The organism is Methylobacterium sp. Leaf123 (genome assembly GCF_001423405.1).
GTDB lineage: Bacteria > Pseudomonadota > Alphaproteobacteria > Rhizobiales > Beijerinckiaceae > Methylobacterium.
Map to the genome: position 1 here is coordinate 62,876 of NZ_LMNS01000037.1, position 18,194 is coordinate 81,069.

Annotated in this window: 10 protein-coding genes; 8 read left to right on the top strand and 2 right to left on the bottom strand. The window is 70.7% G+C overall.

Features of this window, described 5'->3' with window-relative positions:
* Nucleotides 1–334 precede the first annotated feature (334 nt).
* From ASF53_RS19070 to aqpZ, 5 genes are all read left to right on the top strand, one after another.
* On the top strand, nt 335–658 hold the full coding sequence (locus ASF53_RS19070; RefSeq protein ID WP_156635657.1) for a hypothetical protein: 324 nt from the start codon (nt 335–337) through the stop codon (nt 656–658).
* Complete coding sequence (locus ASF53_RS19075) at nt 655–2,127, top strand: methyl-accepting chemotaxis protein (RefSeq protein ID WP_056202220.1); 1,473 nt, start codon at nt 655–657, stop codon at nt 2,125–2,127. The genes ASF53_RS19070 and ASF53_RS19075 overlap by 4 nt, the downstream gene beginning before the upstream one ends.
* Nucleotides 2,128–2,261: 134 nt before the next feature.
* Nucleotides 2,262–5,225: a bifunctional [glutamine synthetase] adenylyltransferase/[glutamine synthetase]-adenylyl-L-tyrosine phosphorylase gene (locus tag ASF53_RS19080; protein ID WP_056202223.1), complete on the top strand. Its 2,964-nt coding sequence runs from the start codon at nt 2,262–2,264 to the stop codon at nt 5,223–5,225.
* 50 nt (nt 5,226–5,275) lie between these two features.
* Nucleotides 5,276–6,169 (top strand): 3'-5' exonuclease, encoded by an 894-nt coding sequence (locus ASF53_RS19085; RefSeq protein ID WP_056202225.1) that lies wholly within the window; start codon nt 5,276–5,278, stop codon nt 6,167–6,169.
* Between the two features lie 299 nt (nt 6,170–6,468).
* Nucleotides 6,469–7,209, top strand: a complete 741-nt coding sequence (aqpZ, locus tag ASF53_RS19090; RefSeq protein WP_056202228.1) for an aquaporin Z — start codon at nt 6,469–6,471, stop codon at nt 7,207–7,209.
* Nucleotides 7,210–7,279: 70 nt separating this feature from the next.
* Here aqpZ and ASF53_RS19095 read toward each other — a convergent pair whose 3' ends face one another.
* Both ASF53_RS19095 and ASF53_RS19100 read right to left on the bottom strand, forming a co-directional pair.
* Nucleotides 7,280–7,996 (bottom strand): PhoH family protein, encoded by a 717-nt coding sequence (locus tag ASF53_RS19095; protein ID WP_056202230.1) that lies wholly within the window; start codon nt 7,994–7,996, stop codon nt 7,280–7,282.
* 396 nt (nt 7,997–8,392) lie between these two features.
* On the bottom strand, nt 8,393–10,780 hold the full coding sequence (locus ASF53_RS19100) for an ATP-dependent helicase (protein ID WP_056202233.1): 2,388 nt from the start codon (nt 10,778–10,780) through the stop codon (nt 8,393–8,395).
* Between the two features lie 115 nt (nt 10,781–10,895).
* On the opposite strand from ASF53_RS19100, the gene ASF53_RS19105 reads away from it, so the two are divergent.
* The 3 genes from ASF53_RS19105 (at nt 10,896) to putA (ending at nt 18,194) form a co-directional block, all read left to right on the top strand.
* A complete protein-coding gene (locus ASF53_RS19105; RefSeq protein ID WP_056202237.1) occupies nt 10,896–11,147 on the top strand; it encodes a hypothetical protein in 252 nt (83 codons plus the stop codon).
* Between the two features lie 160 nt (nt 11,148–11,307).
* Nucleotides 11,308–14,832 (top strand): AsmA family protein, encoded by a 3,525-nt coding sequence (locus ASF53_RS19110; protein ID WP_056202241.1) that lies wholly within the window; start codon nt 11,308–11,310, stop codon nt 14,830–14,832.
* Nucleotides 14,833–15,101: 269 nt separating this feature from the next.
* Nucleotides 15,102–18,194, top strand: a complete 3,093-nt coding sequence (gene putA / locus ASF53_RS19115; RefSeq protein WP_056202245.1) for a bifunctional proline dehydrogenase/L-glutamate gamma-semialdehyde dehydrogenase PutA — start codon at nt 15,102–15,104, stop codon at nt 18,192–18,194.

The window sequence follows — 18,194 nt, forward strand, 5'->3', positions numbered from 1 at the left end:
CTTGTGCTCGGGGCGTCCGGAGCCAGAACCCGGACGCACGGAACGGAGAGCCGTCGCATGAACGACCGGATCACCATCGCCGCCCCCGGCGTCTCGGCTGCGATCGCGCCGCTCGGGGCGGAACTGTCGAGCTTGACCGGTGCAGTCGGCGCAGCGTTACGCCCGTTCGGGACTCCGCCGTCACGGGCATCGGGCATAACCCGAACTTAACACGGATCAACAATGTTGGGTTGTTGATCGTTCGAAGTCGTACCGTGGCGCCAAGTCGATGGCAGGGGAAGGAATCCGGACTCAGCCGTCGACACCGGGCTCCGCTCGAAGCTGGCTGCTGCCCGTGGCCCTCTTGCTGGCGAGCCTGATCGGCTCAGCGTGGCTTGGAGCGCCGATGGCGGAGCCGGGCCGGCCGGTGGCCGCCCTGTTTCCGCCCTGGTGGGAGCCGAGCCGCAGCCTCGGCGCCGCGGTGGCGGCGGGTGGCGCCGTGCTGGGCCTCGGTCGCCTGCCGGGACTCGTCGTCACCCGATCCTCCGCGCCGGGCTTCGCCGAGCGCCTGCGGGCGGGCGGCGCGCTCGTTCTGTTCGACCCGCGGGGCTTCGGCCTCTGCACCTCTCCTGAAAAGCCCAAATTCCAAGAGCTTGGAGCCCGAGAGCCACGACCATGACCGAATCCCGCTTGCGTGATCTCGACAGCCTGCGCCGCACCGCGAGCCGCGGCCTCATCGCCCTGCTCTGGCTGCACGTGCCGTTCAACGTCGCCGTGGCGGCCGCCCTCGGAAACCCGATCGCGGCCCAGGGGCTGATGACGTTCGGCCTCGCTGCGGCGGCCACGGTCACGTGGCGTCTGAACGGCGACGGGCTCGCCACGCGTCTCACCGTGGCGGTGGCGATGGTCGGAATGGTGGCGCTGCTGCTCGCTGCGGCTTCCGGCCATTCCTGGCAGCTCGACCTGCACATGTACTTCTTCGCCGCCCTGGCGGTGCTCTCGGCCTATTGCGACTGGCGCGTGCTTCTCTCCGCCGCCGCGGCGACGGCTCTGCACCATCTCGGCCTGAACCTGCTTCTGCCGATTGCGGTCTATCCAAATGGGGCCGATCTCGGCCGGGTGGTGCTCCACGCGGTCATCGTCGTGCTGAAGACCGCGGTCCTCGTCTGGCTCAGCGTCCAGCTCGCGTCCCTGTTCTCGGTCTCGGCGCGCTCGCTCGCCGCCGCCGACGCCGCGCGCGCCGCCGAGACCGAAGCCCATACTCGCCAGGGCGCGGCCGAAGCCGAGGCCCGGGCCGAGCGCCGCCGCACGGCCGGCGAACTGGCCGAGCGTTTCGAGAGCAGCGTGAACCGCCTCGTCCGGGACGCGGCCGAATCCGCCAACCGGGTGCGGCACGCCTCGCAGGATCTCTCAGCCGCCGCAGGCGACGCCGCCCGCCGCACGACGGCTTTGTCCACGGCCTCGCAGGAGACCGCCGCCGACGTGCAGGGCGTCGCGGCTGCGGCCGGCACGCTCTCGGCCACGGTGCGCGAGATCGGAAGCCACATGACCCGCGCCGCCGAGGTGGCGGGCCGGGCGACACGGGAGGCGGGCCAGACCGACGAGACCGTGCGCGCGCTGGCCGAGGCGGCCCAGCGCATCAACCAGATCGTGCTGCTCATCGGCACCATCGCCGAGCAGACCAACCTGCTCGCGCTCAACGCGACCATCGAAGCCTCGCGTGCCGGCGCGGCCGGCCGGGGGTTCGGTGTGGTCGCGGGCGAGGTGAAGGCGCTCGCGGCCCGCACCGCCCTCGCGACGCAGGAGATCGAAGCGCAGATCCTTGCGATCCAGGACCAGACCGGTCAGGCGGTCGCGGCGATCGGCCGGATTGGCGGGACGATCGAGGAACTCGGCACCATCACCCGCTCGGTCGCCGCGGCGGTGGAAGGGCAGGGGGCAGCGACCGGCGCCATCGCCGACAACGCCGAGCGGGCGGCCCGGCGAACGGGCGCGGTCTCCGACAACCTCGACGGCCTCGCCCGTTCCGCCGATCTCACCGGCGCCGCCGCGGCAGCCGGGCTCGACGCCTCCGAGCGTCTGGCCGGGGAATGCGACGCGCTCGCCGAGACCGTCCGCGACTTCGTGGGAACGCTTCGGGCGGCCTGAACCCGAAACCCCGTGGCGCGCGTGCCTTGCTCCCCTGTTCCGAAATGCCCTTGGCAGAACCCGATTTGCGCGTTTGATGGGCAGGGCCGCGGCGCGACGGCGATGCGGGCGCTTCGAAGCGAAGAAGGGACGGCATGGGCAGGCGACACGACGGGCAGATTGCCCGCGACGACGGCACGGCGCCCCTGATCGCGCGGCTGGGGCAGGCCCCGCCGCTCTCGAATCCCGAGGCGGCCCAGGCGCGCCTTGATGAGATCGCCGACGCGCTCCCCGCCACCCTGCGCGAGGGTTCGGCCCGAGACCTCCTCGCGGCGCTCGCCGACCACTCGACCTTCCTGTGGTCGCTCGCCGCGCGCGATCCCGCCCGCCTCGTCCGCCTGTTCGAAGAAGCGCCGGAAGCCGCCGACGCCCGCATCATCGCCGCGCAGCGCGCCGCCGGCCGGGCGGGGGAGGGCGCCGCGCCCGATCTCGACGCGGTCGGCAAGACCTTGCGGCGGAACCGGGCCGAGCACGCGCTCCTCGTCGCGCTCGCCGATATCGGCGGTCTCTGGCCCTTGGAGCGGGTGACCACCGCGCTCTCCGATTTCGCCGACGCCTCGGTCTCGGCGGCCGTCGATGCGATGCTGCTGCAAGCGGCCGCCTCCGGCCGCTACCTCCCGACGGAGCGAAACGATCCGCAGGCCGGCTCGGGCCTCGTCGTGTTGGGCTTGGGCAAGCTCGGCGGGCGCGAGCTGAACTATTCGAGCGATATCGACCTGATCGTGTTCTTCGATCCCGAAACCGCACCCCTGAAGCCAGGGCTGGAGCCGACGCCGTTCTTCACCAAGCTGGCGCAGGGCGTCTCGAAGCTGCTGCAGGAGCGCACCCGCGACGGCTATGTCCACCGGGTCGATTACCGCCTGCGCCCCGATCCCGGCTCGACGCCGACCGCGATGAGCCTCGCCTCGGCCTATGTCTATTACGAGACCACGGGCCAGAACTGGGAGCGGGCGGCCTTCATCAAGGCCCGCGCCATCGCCGGTGACATCCCGGTGGGCGAGCGGTTCCTGGCCGACCTCACCCCCTTCGTCTGGCGCAAGTATTTCGACTTCGCCGCGATTGCCGACGTGCACGCCATGAAGCGGCAGATCCACGCCGTGCGCGGGCACGAGGCGCTGGCGGTAGCCGGCCACGACATCAAGCTCGGCCGGGGCGGCATCCGCGAGATCGAGTTCTTCGTCCAGACCCAGCAACTCGTCTTCGGCGGCCGGCGCCCGATGCTGCGGGGGCGCTCGACCGTGCCGATGCTGGCCAAGCTGCACGAGGACGGCTGGATCTCGGCCGAGGCGCGGGACGAGCTGGCGCAAGCCTACGCCTTCCTGCGCACGGTCGAGCACCGCTTGCAGATGGTCCGCGACGAGCAGACCCAGCGCCTGCCGACCGACCGGACCGAACTCGAGAGTTTCGCCCGGTTCGCGGGCTTTCCCGATCTGGCCGGCTTCGAGGCGGCCTTGCTCGCCCATGCCCGCCGGGTACAGGCGCATTACGCCTTGCTGTTCGAGGCCGGGCCCGATCTCTCGTCCGATGTGGGCGACCTCGTCTTCAGCGGCGCCGCCGACGATCCGGCGACGCTCGCCACCCTGCGCAGCCTCGGCTTCCGCGATCCCGAGCGCGTCACCGACACAGTGCGTGGCTGGCATTTCGGGCGGCGGGCGGCGGTGCGCAGTCCTCGCGCCCGCGAGGTGCTGACCGAACTCGTTCCGGCCCTGCTCAAGGCGCTCTCCGGCACGCCCGATCCGGATGCGGCGCTGGCCAATCTCGACCGCGCCTTCGGCCGGATGCCGGCGGCGGTGGAGTTGCTGACCATCCTGCGCGAGCATGAGCGCCTGCGGCTGCTCTTCGCCGACCTGCTCGGCAGCGCTCCCCGCTTGGCGGGCACCGTCGCCTTCTCGCCGCACGTGCTCGACGCGGTGATCGACCCCGATTTCGGCGACCCGTCGGTCGATGCCGGGGCCATCGACGCGCATTACCGCGCCCTGCTGGGCCGGCCGGACAGCCACGAGGTGTTTCTCGACCGCAGCCGCGACGCGGCCCGGCAGCTCCGCTTCCTCACCGGGGCGCGACTCCTCTCCGGCATTCTCACGCCGCAGGCGGCCGGCTGCGCCTTCTCGGCCATCGCCGATGCCGCGGTGGCGACCGCGCTGGAAGCGGTCTCAAAAACCTTCTTTGCTGATCACGGCCCGATTCTGAGCGGCCGCATCGTCGTGCTCGGCTATGGCCGCCTCGGCTCGCACCAACTCACGGCGGAATCGGACCTCGACCTTGTGGTGCTCTACGATTTCGATCCGGAGAACCGCACCAGCACCGGCCCCAAACCCCTTGATGCGGCGGTGGCCTACAATCGGCTGACCCAGCGCCTCGTCGCGGCGCTCACCGCCCCGACCCGCCGCGGGCTGCTCTACGAGGTGGATCTGCGCCTGCGTCCCGGGGGCGGCCAGGGTGCGGTGGCGGCGCAGTTCCGCAGCTTCCGCGCCTACCAGCGCGAGGAGGCCGAGCTGTGGGAGCACATGGCGCTCACCCGCGCCCGCGTCATCGCGGGTGATGAGAGCCTCGCCGAGGATGCGAAAGCGACGATCCGCGACGCGCTGATGCAGCCGCGCGACGCCGACACGGTGAACCGCTCGGTGCGCGGCATGCGCGCGACGGTCGAGAACGAGAAGGGCGATCACGGCCCCCTCGACCTCAAGCTCGCCCCCGGCGGTCTGCTCGACCTCGATTTCCTGGCGCAGGCCCTCGTTCTCGGCCATGCGCACGACTATCCCGACCTGATCGGTCTCGATGCGCCCGCGGTGTTTTCCCGCGCCGCCGAAGACGGGATCATCGCGGCGGACGAGGCCGAGCAACTCGCCGACGCCTACCGGCTCCTCGACGACGTGCACCAGTGGCAGCGCCTGATGGTCGAGGGCGACCCGACGCAGGCCTCCGACGTGGCGCTCGCCCGCCTCGCTCGCGCCGCCAACCTGCCCGATGCCAAGGCGCTCAGCGCCCGGCTCGACGAGGAACGGCGGACGGTGCGGACGATCTTCGACCGCCGGCTCGGACCGCCGAACGGAGGTTAGGGCCAATCGCGTCTTGCGGGATGAGTCCGCGACCCCTTAATCTTGTCTCCATGAGCGTCGTCGCGATCGACTTCGAGACCGCCAACGAGCGGCGCGACAGCGCCTGCGCGGTCGGGCTTGCCTGGATCGAGGGAGGCCGCGTGGTGCGGCGCGAATCCCGGCTGATCCGCCCGCCGCAGATGCGGTTCTCGCCCGGCAATATCCGTGTCCACGGCATCCTGCCGGCGGATGTGCGCGACGCGCCGAACTTCCCCGAGGTGATTGCCGAGTTCCTGCCCGACCTGTCGGGCGGGCTGATGCTCGCGCACAATGCCGGCTTCGACATGGGGGTGCTTGCCGCCTCGCTCGCCGCGTGGGGCGAGCCGGTGCCGGATATGGCCGGCCATTGCACCCTCCAGATCGCCCGGCGCGTCTTCCCCGATCCCGCCGGCCACGGCCTCGCCAAGGTGGCGGGCCGCCTCGGCATCCGTTTCGAGCACCACGACGCGGGCGAGGATGCCTTTGCCTGCGCCGAGATCGCGCTCGCGGCCCTGCGCGAGACGGGGGCGACCGATATCGCCGATCTCGCTCGCGGGCTCGGCCTCACCCCGATCCGTGCCCTCACGACGCCACGCCGGGACATGACCCGTTCGACCTCGGCGAAGGCTCTACGCGCCTCGGGCATCGTCGATCTCCGGCCCTCGAACGCGTTGCGCTTCGCCATGCGCGGCAGCACCGGCAACCGCTACCAGCTCGAATTCGAGGAGCGGACGGACGGGCCGTATCTGCGCTGTTCCTGCCCGGCGGGCACCCACCGCCGCCGTTGCCGCCATGTCGATGCGCTGGTCGAGGGCGACATCACCGAGCTGACGTCGAACAATTTCGACGATGTCGAGCGGCTGCGCCAATTGCTCGACGGCAAGAGCGTCGGACCGCTGCGGATCAAGGGCGTCGCGGCTGCCTGAAATCGCGGCGATGCGTGGTTCGTTGCGCGGCGTCCTGCTGCCGTTCGTCCACCATCATCCGAGCTGGGACGGCGCAGAATCGCCCATCAGCACGCATTGGGCACGTCGGCGGTACGACTTTTTCGTGCCGTTCGACGTGTGACGCCGATCATTGCTTGCGTCATCCGCGCGTGAAATCTTCGCCCGATGCGTCCTGGCGGGTGCCGACGCAGATGATTTCGGTCTCGCGGTGCGCGATTGAACCTTCGAAACGACCGCTCGGTGCGCGCCGCGCAGCCCTCTCAGCAAGAGGTGTCGCCATGGATCACGATACGATGCGTCGGACGATCGCCGAATTCTTCGGCACCTTTTGGTTGACCTTCGGCGGCTGCGGCGCCGCCGTCATCTCTGCGGCCTATCCGGAGCTCGGGATCGGCTTCCTGGGCGTCGCCTTCGCCTTCGGCTTTACCGTGCTGACGATGGCATACGCCGTGGGGCACATCTCGGGCGGCCACTTCAATCCGGCCGTCACACTCGGCTTGTGGTCGGCCCGACGCTGCGCGAGCCGGCACGTTCTGCCCTACATCATCGCGCAGGTCATCGGGGCGACGGTGGCGGCCTTCGCCCTCTACACCATTGCCTCCGGTAAGGCGGGCTGGGTGCCGAACGGGTTCGCCTCGAACGGCTACGGCGAACTCAGCCCCGGCAAGTACGGCCTCGCCGCCTGCTTGATCACGGAGGTGCTGACGACGTTCATCTTCCTGTTCATCATCGTCGGCACGACGTCGAAGGGCGCGGCGGCGGGCTTTGCCGGCATCCCTATCGGGTTGGCCCTCGTGCTGATCCACCTGATCTCGATTCCCGTGACCAACACGTCGGTCAACCCAGCGCGCAGCACGGGGCCAGCCCTGTTCGCGGGGCCGGACTATATCTCGCAGCTCTGGCTGTTCTGGCTCGCGCCGATCGCCGGCGCGATCGCGGCCGGGGTCGTCGGGCGATGGCTCTACGAACCCGCCGACATCGTCGAGACATCGGTCATTGAGAGGGGCGCCGAGATCTGACGGCGGCACACAAGCGATGACGAGGCAACTTCATGCCCCGTCATCACACCGTGTCAGGTCTTCGCGTCGGCTACAGCTTCTCTTCCTCGAACGCTCTCACCCATTCCGCGCAGATGCCGGAGCGGACGATGTCGTCGAGGGTGAACTCAACGATCGGGATCGTCATCATCCGGCTCTTTACGAGGTGGATGACGGTGCGAAGCCCCGAGGTCTCGCGCAGGTCGGTCTGGGACACATCGCCGTTGATGATGACCTGGCAATCGTCACCGATGCGGGTCAAGAACATCTTGATTTCGGCGGTGGTGGTGTTCTGCGCCTCGTCGAGGATCACGAGGCAGTTCTTGAAGGTGCGCCCGCGCATCACTTCGAACGGCACCACTTCGATGTCGCCGGCCTTGACCGCGATGTCGAAGGCGGCCGCACCCATACGCTCTTTCATGGTCTCGGTGAGTGGCGCGACCCAGGGCGCGATCTTCTCTTCCAGCGTGCCGGGGAAGAAGCCGAGCGAGCGGCCCGAGGGCACGTTCGGGCGGGTGATGACGACCTTGGCGATCCGGCGCTGGCGGAGAAGATCGGCGGCGCGGGTGCCGGCGATGAAAGTCTTTCCGGTGCCGGCCGGGCCTAAGACGATGACTTGTGAAGATGACGCGAGGGCGTCGAGGTACTGACCTTGTCGATCGGTCAGTGGTTGGATTGGTGCAAGGTTACGTTCCTCGTCGAAACGGGTGCGATGCATCCGGATCGGTCGGTCCTCAACCAGTTCAAGCCGTGCGCGTCGTCTCTTCATGGATCGATACTCCACCTTGACTCGTGCGTGACTCTCGCAAACTCGCTTTTTCAACCCGTCTCGACTTTCGCGACTCTCCTTCGATTCGGCGAAGACAATGCCGATCTTCGTTCAACTGTACGCAAGAGCAAAGCCAAACCCCATGAGTCGGTTCCACGGCGCGCCATGAAGGCTGTGGAGAGCGGCTTTCGGGCAACGCTTCACCCACCCGGCAAAGGTTGCAGGCGGGGGCGACGGGGGCGTGACGGCTTTGCGAAGAAGCGATGACCCGAGAAGCGTTGACCTATACGCCTCGCGGCTTTGCCTGCGGATCGGGGCGATCCTTGCCTGGGCCATCGCGGGCGTCGCCCTCCTCGGGCGGCGGCGCAGCCGGCGGAGCACCGCCGGCGGGACGCTTCAACCGGGTTGGAGGAAGCTGTCGAGGACCATTTTCCGGCCGGCCTTGTCGAAGTCAACGGTGAGCTTGTTGCCGTCGATACCGGCCACGGTGCCGGGGCCGAACTTGGTGTGGAAGACCCGTTGGCCGTTCTCGAAGGTGGAGGGCGCGCCCGTCGATTTGGCGATCAGCTCGCCCTCGATCTCCCGTGGACCGCTCGAACGGCCATTCCGGCCCTGTCCCCCGCTCAGTCCCCCGCCGAACCCGCCCGAAGTGTTGGCCTGGGCCCGCTGCCAGCCCGGCGTGCCATAGGAGGAGCCGAACGGGGTCGGGTTGCGGTCGAAACGTGAGGCGCCGGCCGAGAAATGCGCGGGCGCCTCGACCACGTCCACGGCCTGCGGCGGCAACTCGTCGATGAAGCGCGAGGGGATGGTCGAGGACCACATCCCGTGGATGCGCCGGTTGACCGCGAAGGACAGCTTGGCGCGCTTGCGGGCGCGGGTGAGCCCGACATGGGCGAGACGCCGCTCCTCCTCCAGGCCCGCCCGCCCGCTCTCGTCGATGGCACGCTGGTTCGGGAACAGGCCGTCCTCCCAGCCCGGCAGGAACACGGTGTCGAACTCGAGCCCCTTGGCCGCGTGCAGCGTCATCAGCGAGACGCGGTCAGCCCCTTCCGCCTCGGAAGCTTCCATCACAAGGGAGACGTGTTCGAGGAAGGCCGCCATGTCTGGGAATTCCTCCATCGAGCGGACGAATTCCTTGAGGTTTTCGAGCCGCCCGGCGGCGTCGGCCGAACGGTCCTTCTGCCACATCTCGGTGTAGCCGGACTCTTCCATGATGGTCTGGGCGACCTCCGGATGGGGCTTGGTCTCCACCAGCCGCACCCAGCGCGTAAAACTCTCGACGAGGCCGCGCAGCATCGAGCGGGCGCGCGGCTTCAGCTCGTCGGTCTCGATCAGCTTGCGCGCCGCCGCGAGCAGGGGAATCCGGTCGGCGCGGGCATAGGCGTGTAGCGTTTGCAGGGTCGCGTCGCCGAGGCCGCGCTTGGGCGTGTTGAAGATGCGCTCAAAAGCGAGGTCGTCGGCGCCGTTCATGGTGACGCGCAGATAGGCCAGCGCGTCGCGGATCTCGGCCCGCTCGTAGAAGCGCGGGCCGCCGATGACGCGATAGGGCAGGCCGACCTGCACGAAGCGGTCTTCGATCTCGCGCATCTGCGCCGAGATCCGCACCAGCACCGCGATCTCCGAGAGCGCGTGCCCCCTGCGCTGGAGCGACTCGATCGATTCGGCGACCTGACGCGCCTCCTCCTCGGAATCCCACGAGCCCGTGACCGTGACGGGCTCGCCCGCCTCGTCCTCGGTGCGCAGGGTCTTGCCGAGCCGCCCCTCGTTCTTGGCGATGAGCCCGGAGGCGGCGGCGAGGATATGGCCGGTCGAGCGGTAGTTGCGTTCCAGCCGCACCACGGTGGCGCCGGGAAAATCGTGCTCGAAGCGCAGGATGTTGTCGACCTCGGCGCCGCGCCAGCCATAGATCGACTGGTCGTCGTCGCCGACGCAGGCGACGTTTTTCCGCGCCTGGGCCAGCAGCCTGAGCCAGAGATACTGGGCGACGTTGGTGTCCTGGTACTCGTCCACGAGGATGTAGCGGAAGCGGTCCTGGTAATTGGCCAGGATGTCCGGATTCTCGCGCCACAGCTTGAGGCAAAGCAGCAGAAGATCGCCGAAATCGACCGCGTTGAGCGTCGCGAGCCGGGCCTGATACGCCGCGTAGAGCTGGCCGCCCTTGCCGAAGGCGAAGGACTGCGCCTCGCCCGGCGGCACCTGTTCGGGGCTCAAGCCCCGGTTCTTCCAGCCGTCGATGGTGTGGGCCAGCGAGCGGGCCGGCCAGCGCTTCTCGTCGATGTTCTGGTCAGCGATGACCTGCTTCATCAGGCGGAGCTGGTCGTCGGTGCCGAGAATCGTGAAGTCGGATTTCAGGCCAACGAGTTCGGCGTGGCGGCGCAGGATCTTGGTGCCGATGGCGTGGAAGGTGCCGAGCCAGGGCATGCCTTCGCCCGCCGGCCCGATCAGGCCGCCAATGCGGTGCTTCATCTCGCGGGCGGCCTTGTTGGTGAAGGTCACCGAGAGGATGTCGTAGGGCCGCGCCTTGCCGGTGGCGATGAGGTGGGCGATGCGCGTCGTCAGAACCCGCGTCTTGCCGGTGCCGGCGCCCGCGAGCACGAGCACGGGGCCTTCCGTGGCCTCCACGGCGCGGCGCTGCTCCGGGTTGAGGCCGGAGAGGTAGGACGCACCCTCGGGCCGTAGAGACGCCATGGCGCGGGCGGCGATGGAGGTCGGGGCCGACGGCGCTTCGTCGTCGGACGGGCGCGGCCGGAACGCGCCGTGCGCGTCGTTGGGCTCTTGCATCATGCGCGCATCCCTGGACCAAAAGGCGAACGCCGTCGAGACCCGATCCGGAACCGGTGCACCCCCTCACGCGTCACTCGGGAAACCCGAAACCGCCACCCATGAAGGATACGAGGCCATGCGCGCCCCGTCTGTCGCCCTCCTGACCCTCCTCACCGCGCTGAGTCCGGCGCTGACGCCCGCTTGGGCGCAGAGCCCCGGCAACCGCGGCGCCACGAGCCGGCAGAACCAATCGTTCGAGTACCGCAACGAGAACCGCAACTTCGAACAGCGCCAGACTTTGGAGAACAGCGCCATCCGCAACCAGATCCAGCGGGCGCCGCTCAACGTTCCGCCGCCGGCCGGGCCCTCCCTCGGCGTGCGCCGCTGACACGCGGCGAAAGCTTGAGCGTGAGGTGCGGGCCGGCCGCGGCCTGTGCTATGGCCGCAGGAACGCGGGTTTCGCGCCGTTCAAAAGGCATCGGCCTGTCGAACGCGTGTGACACGCGAACGAAGTCCTGCGGTCCGCAGGCCAGGCGGAAGCGATAACGGTGCGTGATTCCCTGACCGCGCTCGCGGGCGCCGTCGTGCTGGTTCTCGTGGCGGCCCTTGCGGTGCCGCCGTTCATCGACTGGTCGGCTCATCGCGCGCTGATCGACCGCATGGTGAGCGACTCCCTCGGGGCCGGTGCCCGCAGCGAGGGCGCCATCGATCTGCGCCTGCTGCCCTCGCCGCATCTTCGCCTTGCCCGCCTTAGGCTCGGCGCCGAGGACGGGCCGGCCGTCGACGCGCACACCGTCGATGCGGAGATCGCCCTGGCCCCGCTGCTCAAGGGCGAGGTCCGCTTCATCCAGACCTCCGTCGAGCGCGCCGGTCTCACCCTGCCGGTCTCCGACGAGGCGCTGCTGCTGCCGCGCGAGCCGCAGACGCTGCGCCGCGACATCGTCATCGACGACCTGCGCATTCGGCGGCTCACGGTCGCCACCGCGCGGACGGGCGAGTTGCCGCAGGAGCAGTTGGCCGCCGAAAATCTGCGCCTCAGGGCACCCACGCTCGCCGGGCCCTGGCTGGCGGAGGGGACGGCGAAGGGAAGCCCGTTTCACCTCGCCACCAGCGTGGCCAGCAGCGACGGCAGCCTCTCGCTGAAGCTGACCGGCGGCGGCGACACCATGCCCCGCCTGGAACTCGATGCCCGCATCATCCTCAAGCCCGAGGACGCATCGGGGGCGGATCGAGCGCGAAGCGGCCTCGTGCCGGAGGCGGAGGGGACCGCCCGGCTCACCGTGGGGCCGCCGGTGCAGCCGGCGGGCGCCATCCTGCCGCTCACCCTGGCGGCCAAGTTCACGTCGCGCGGTCCCCTGGTTCAGGCCAAGACGGTCGATCTCGAACTCGACCCCGGCGGCAAGGCCGCCCGCCTGTCGGGCAGCGGCCGCCTCGACCTGCGCGAGGCCCGGCTCGGCCTGACCCTACGGACCCGCCGCCTCGACCTCGACGGGCTGCTGCTGTCCGGCGGTGCCCGCGGGCTGCTGGCGCAGGGGCTGACATCGGGCGCCCTGACGCCGCCGCTCCTGCTCGACCTCGATATTGCCGCCGAGAGCGTCGCCCTCGGACTCGACGACTGGGCCGATGTCGGGTTTCGCGGCACCTTCGATCGCACCGGCGGGCTCGTATTGCGCCGCTTCGAGGGCAGGGCGCCGGGGGCCGCAACCGTCGCGGCGACCGGCGAGGCCGAGCTGTCGGGCTCGCCGCGCTTCACCGGGCATATCGACATCGCCACGCGCAACTCCGAGGCGCTGGGGCGCTATCTCGGCCGGACCGGCGCCGAGGAAAGCGTCACGGCGATTCTCGACGGGCGCGCTTTCGAGATCGGCACGGACCTCTCGGCCGCCGGCACCGACCTTTCCTTACGCAATCTGCGCCTCGCCCTGGGCGAAGCCCGCGTCACCGGCAATGCCCGCTACCTGCGGGCCGATGCGAACGGGCGCGGGCGGCTCGATGCGCAGCTCTCCGCCACCGGCATCGACATCGCCGAATTGCCCCCACTCGGCGAGCTCATGTCGGGCCTTCACCGGCACGACCTCGGCCTAACGCTGAAGGCGCGCGATGTGCGCTACGGACCGGCCGGCGCGCATTCCGGCAACGGCACCATCGCCGTCAGCCTGCAATCGGACGGCGCCAGCCTCGTCGTCGATACCCTCGACATCGCCGACCTCGCGGGTGCGAGCGCCCAGCTCGCCGGGCGGATCGCCCCGGACGGTTCGGGCCGGATCGAGGGCCGCGTGACGGCCGGCAAGGCGGCGCCGCTGCTGGCCCTGCTCGAACGCGGCTTCCTGCCCGAGGCCCGCCTCGTGCCGCAGAGTGTCCGCCAGAGCGGGTTGGCGCTCGATCTGACCCTGGAACGGGAATCGGGCGAGGCGGATGCCTTGCGCGCATCCGCGAAAGGCAAGGCGGGCGAGGGCGATCTCGACCTCGCGCTGCTGACCCGCTCCGGCCGGATCGACCGCCTCGACGCCACGCTGACGACGCCGAAGACCGGCCGCTGGTTCGGCCGCGACGACATCGCCGCCCTGCGCCAGCCCGGCCGCCTGCGACTCACCGGTGCCCGGCCCGCCGCCGAAGCCGGCCAGGGGGGCACGCCGCCGCTCGCGCTGGGCATTGAGGGCGATCTCGCCGGCCTCACGGTCTCGACGCCGCGCCCGATCCTGCTCGACACCCTTGATCGCCCGCCGACCGCTGGCACGCTGCAACTGGCAGCGCCCGACCTTGCCCCCTTCCTGATCCTCGCTGGCAGTGCCGGCCCGGCGGCCGGGCCGCTGCCCGCCTCGCTCACCCTGGCCCTGTCGCGCCGGCACGCCGCGCTGCACGCCGACGTCACGGGGCAGGTGGCGGGAACCGACCTCACCGCCGCCCTCGACCGCGCGCCGGACGGTGCGCTCACCGGCAGCGCGACGCTCGCCCGCCTGTCCCTGCCGGCCTTGGTTGCGGCGACGGTGCTGCCCACCGACGCCAATGGACGCTTCGCCCCGGTGCCGGCTCAGCCGCAACTCAACCTCGGCCTCATGATCAGCCAGCTCGATCTCGGCCGGGGTCTTGTCGCCGACAATGCGAGCCTGATGCTGGTGCGCGAGGGCGATGCGCTGAGCTTGCGCGACCTCTCGGCCGGGCTCGCCGGGGGGCGGCTCGGCGGCAGCCTCACCTTGGCCCGGCCGGTAGGTGCCGCCGCATTGTCGGGCGAGGGCAGCGTCGAGGGCGCCGATCTCACCGGCCTGATCGGGGCGGGACCGCTCACGGGCCGACTTTCGGCGACCCTGCGCTTCGGCGCGACCGGCGTGAGCCTCGCCGCCCTGGCGAACGACCTCTCCGGCAATGGCGAGATCCGGCTCGCCGACCTCGCGCTGCCGGGCGCCGATGCGGGCGCTCTGGACCGGGCGCTCGGCAAGGCTTTGGCCGAGGACGATCCCTTGCGCGAGGGGCGGCTCCAGGCGCTCGTGTCGGACGAGCTGTCCGCCGGACCGCTCCGGGCCAGGGCGCCGGTTTCGGCCGCCTTCACCCTCTCCGCCGGCACCCTGCGCACGGGACCGTTCGGCCTCGATCTCGGCCCGGCACGCTGGAACGGGACGCTCCAGGTCGATCTGCGCAGCCGTACGCTCGACGCCCGCGGGGCCCTGACGGCGGCGGCCGGACCGAAGGGTTGGTCCGGCGCGGCGCCCTCGATCCAGCTCGGGCTGAGTGGTCCGCTGGCCACGCCTGAGCGGCGGCTCGATGCGGCGCCGCTGACCACGGGTCTTGCCGCCCTCGTGCTCCAGCGCGAACTCGAGAAGATCGAGCTGTTCGATGCCGACCAAAGCGAGCGCCAGCGCCGCCGCGCCCGCATCGAGATGGATCGCGCCCGCCTCGCGGCCGAGGAGGCGGCCCGACAGGCGCGGATCAAGGCGCAGCAGGCCGACGACGCGGCGCGCCAAGCCCGCCAACGCGAGGCGGAAGAGGCTGCTCGCCGCGCCCGGATCGAAGCCGAGCCGGCGCCCGGCCCGGAGGCACAGCCCCTCAACATCAACCCGCCTGGCGTTCGTCCCTGAAGGGACGCGCGGCTCGGAGAACCGTCCGCATCGCGGACGAAAGACCGCATCTCTGAGCGGCCGGGAGATCAAGCCTCCCGCAGGGCTTGGCTTCGGGATTGTCCGGCACGAGCGTGGCATGAGCCAAAGCGCTCCCTGCGTCGTCGGAGAGCCGTCGGACCGCTCGTGCCCCCGTTCGAGGGCAGAAATCGCCCGTCTCGAAAGGGCAGAATCGGCGTGTCGGACGACAGAGACGGTGTTACGCTCCCCTCACGACCGCTACGGCTTCCATGGCAGGCTCACGCTTTCAGTCTCCCTATGCCCCGGACGACGCCGCTTTGGCGGAGGCGTTGCTGCGGGAGGCGCCCCTGCCGGCGGCCACGGAGGCGGCGGTCGATCGGCTCGCCGCCGACCTGATCGGCGCGATCCGCGCAGATGCCGGCCACGGCGCCGTCGAGGCCTTGCTGCGGGAATATGCGCTGACGACCCGCGAGGGGCTCGCCCTCATGAGTCTCGCCGAGGCGCTGCTGCGGGTGCCCGATGCGGCCACCGCCGACCGACTGATCGCCGATAAGCTGCGCGAGGGCGATTTCGCCCATCACGCCGTGCGTTCCGAGAGCGGCCTTGCCCATGCCGCGTCCTGGGCGCTCGGCCTCGGTGCCCGCCTGGTCGGCCCGCAGGACACGCCCGAGGCAACACTGGGCAGCATGGTCCGCCGCCTCGGCCGCCCGGCCTTGCGCGCGGCGGCCCACCGGGCGATGCGGGTGATGGGCGGGCAATTCGTGCTGGCCGAGGAGATCGACGCGGCGCTCAAGCGGGCCGGCTCGGGCACGGCGCGCCGGTCCCGCTTCTCCTTCGACATGCTCGGCGAGGGCGCCCGCACGGCCGAGGATGCCGAGAGCTACCGCCAAGCCTATGCCCGCGCCATTGCGCGGATCGGGCGGGAGGCCGGCAACGCACCGCTTCCGGCCCGGCCGGGCATCTCGGTGAAGCTCTCGGCGCTGCATCCGCGCTACGCCCCGACGCAAAGCGGGCGTGTCATGGCCGAGCTGGTGCCGGTGGTGCGCGACCTCGCCCGCGACGCCCGGGCCCACGACCTCAACTTCACCCTCGACGCCGAGGAAGCCGAGCGGCTCGAACTCTCCCTCGACGTGTTCGCCGCTGTGCTGGCCGATCCGGCGCTGGCCGGCTGGGACGGGTTCGGGCTGGCGATCCAGGCCTATTCCAAGCGCTGCCTTCCAGTGATCGACCACGTCGCGGACCTCGCCGAGCGGCACGACCGGCGGCTGATGGTGCGCCTCGTCAAGGGCGCCTACTGGGACACGGAGGTGAAGCTCGCCCAGACGCAAGGGGTGGTCGACTATCCCGTCTTCACCCGCAAGGCGATGACGGACCTGAACTATCTGGCCGCCGCCCGGCGGCTGCTGGCCCTCCGCCCGCGCCTCTACCCGCAATTTGCCACGCATAACGCGCTGACCGTGGCGAGCGTGCTCGGTCTGGCCGGTCTGCTCGATCACCCGGCGGACGAGGAGGCCGGCTTCGAGTTCCAGCGCCTGCACGGCATGGGCGAGGCGCTCTACCAGCGGCTCGCCGAGCGGGCGCCGGGCATCGGCCAGCGAGTCTACGCGCCCGTCGGCGGCCACCGCGAGCTGCTCGCCTATCTCGTCCGGCGGCTGCTGGAGAACGGCGCGAATTCCTCCTTCGTTTCCCGTGCCGGTGATCCCGCGGTGCCGGTGGCCGAGCTTCTCGCCCGGCCTCAGACGCTGGTGGAGACGCCTTCGCAGGCCCGGCATCCCAAGATCCTGCTGCCCCGCGACCTGTTTGGGCGTGAGCGCCGCAATTCGCCGGGTCTTGCCCTCGGCGATGGCGCGGCGCTGCGGCGATGGAGTGAGGCCGTCGCGAGGGCCGCTGGCCCCGCCGAGGCCGCGCCGATCATCGATGGGGCGGTCCAAACCGGTCGTGCCCGAACGGTGGCGAGCCCCATCGACGGCGCGACCCTCGGCAGCGTCATCGAGGCGGACCCCGCCACCGCCGCGCTCGCCATGGAGGCCGCCGGCCGAGGCTTCCCCACCTGGGCCGCGACGCCCGCCCGCGAGCGTGCCGCCTGCCTCGAGGGAGCCGCCGAAGCCTTCGTGCGGGAGCAGGGCCGGCTTCTTCACCTGCTGCAAGTCGAGGCCGGCAAGACCCTCGACGATGCCGTGGCCGAGTGGCGCGAGGCGATCGACTTCCTGCGCTACTACGCGGCGCAGGGCCGGGATCTGTTCTCAGAATCGCAAAGCCTGCCCGGCCCGGCGGGTGAGGCCAACAGCCTACGCCTCGTCGGCCGGGGCGTGTTCGTCGCCGTCTCGCCCTGGAATTTCCCGCTGGCCATCTTCACGGGGCAGGTCGCCGCTGCGCTGATGGCGGGCAACGCGGTCGTCGCCAAGCCCGCGCCGCAGACGCCGCTGATGGCGGACCTCGCCGTGCGCCTGCTCCATGCGGCCGGCATTCCGGGCAGTGCCCTGCACCTCGTCCCCGGCGGACCGGAGACCGGCGCCGCGCTGATCGACCATCCGGCCCTGTCCGGCGTCGTCTTCACCGGCTCCACGGCGACCGCGCAACGGATCAACCGAACGCTCGCCGCCCGCGAGGGCGCGATCCTGCCGCTGATCGCCGAGACCGGCGGCATCAACGCGATGATCGTCGATGCGACGGCGCTTCCCGAGCAGGTCGCCGACGACGTGGTGGTCTCGGCCTTCCGCTCCGCCGGCCAGCGCTGTTCGGCCCTGCGCCTGCTTCTCGTGCAGGAGGACGTGGCTGATCGGATGATCGCGGTGGTGGTCGGCGCGGCGCGGGAACTGACGGTCGGTGACCCGCGCGATCTCGCCACCGATCTCGGTCCGGTGATCGATGCGGGCGCCAAGCAACGGCTCGAAACACATATCGCGGCCATGACGGCCTCGGCGCGGCTGCACTTTGCCGGCACGGAGCCGGGCGGTCTCCACGTGGCGCCCCACATCTTTGAGATCGGCAGCGTCGCCGATCTGCGGGAGGAGGTGTTCGGGCCCATCCTCCACGTCGTCCGCTACCCGGCGCACGGCCTCGGGGCGGTCGTGGAGGCCATCCGGGCCGGCTGCTACGGGCTCACCCTCGGCATCCATTCGCGCATCGAGGAGACCGCCGAGCGGATCGCCGAAGCCCTGCCGCACGGCAACGTCTACGTGAACCGCAACATGATCGGCGCGGTCGTCGGCAGCCAGCCCTTCGGCGGCACCGGCCTGTCGGGCACCGGCCCGAAGGCCGGCGGTCCCCATTATCTCGCCCGCTTCGCCACGGAGCGGACGCTGACGGTCAACACCGCGGCGGCGGGCGGCAGCGTAGGCCTGATCACCCTGGAGGGCTGA

Excerpts from the sequence above, each read along its gene's own strand:
- ASF53_RS19095 (WP_056202230.1), bottom strand. The coding sequence starts at position 7,996 with ATGAAGAGACGACGCGCACGGCTTGAACTGGTTGAGGACCGACCGATC.
- putA (WP_056202245.1), top strand. The coding sequence starts at position 15,102 with ATGGCAGGCTCACGCTTTCAGTCTCCCTATGCCCCGGACGACGCCGCT.
- ASF53_RS19100 (WP_056202233.1), bottom strand. The coding sequence starts at position 10,780 with ATGATGCAAGAGCCCAACGACGCGCACGGCGCGTTCCGGCCGCGCCCG.
- ASF53_RS19080 (WP_056202223.1), top strand. The coding sequence starts at position 2,262 with ATGGGCAGGCGACACGACGGGCAGATTGCCCGCGACGACGGCACGGCG.
- aqpZ (WP_056202228.1), top strand. The coding sequence starts at position 6,469 with ATGGATCACGATACGATGCGTCGGACGATCGCCGAATTCTTCGGCACC.
- ASF53_RS19085 (WP_056202225.1), top strand. The coding sequence starts at position 5,276 with ATGAGCGTCGTCGCGATCGACTTCGAGACCGCCAACGAGCGGCGCGAC.
- ASF53_RS19105 (WP_056202237.1), top strand. The coding sequence starts at position 10,896 with ATGCGCGCCCCGTCTGTCGCCCTCCTGACCCTCCTCACCGCGCTGAGT.
- ASF53_RS19075 (WP_056202220.1), top strand. The coding sequence starts at position 655 with ATGACCGAATCCCGCTTGCGTGATCTCGACAGCCTGCGCCGCACCGCG.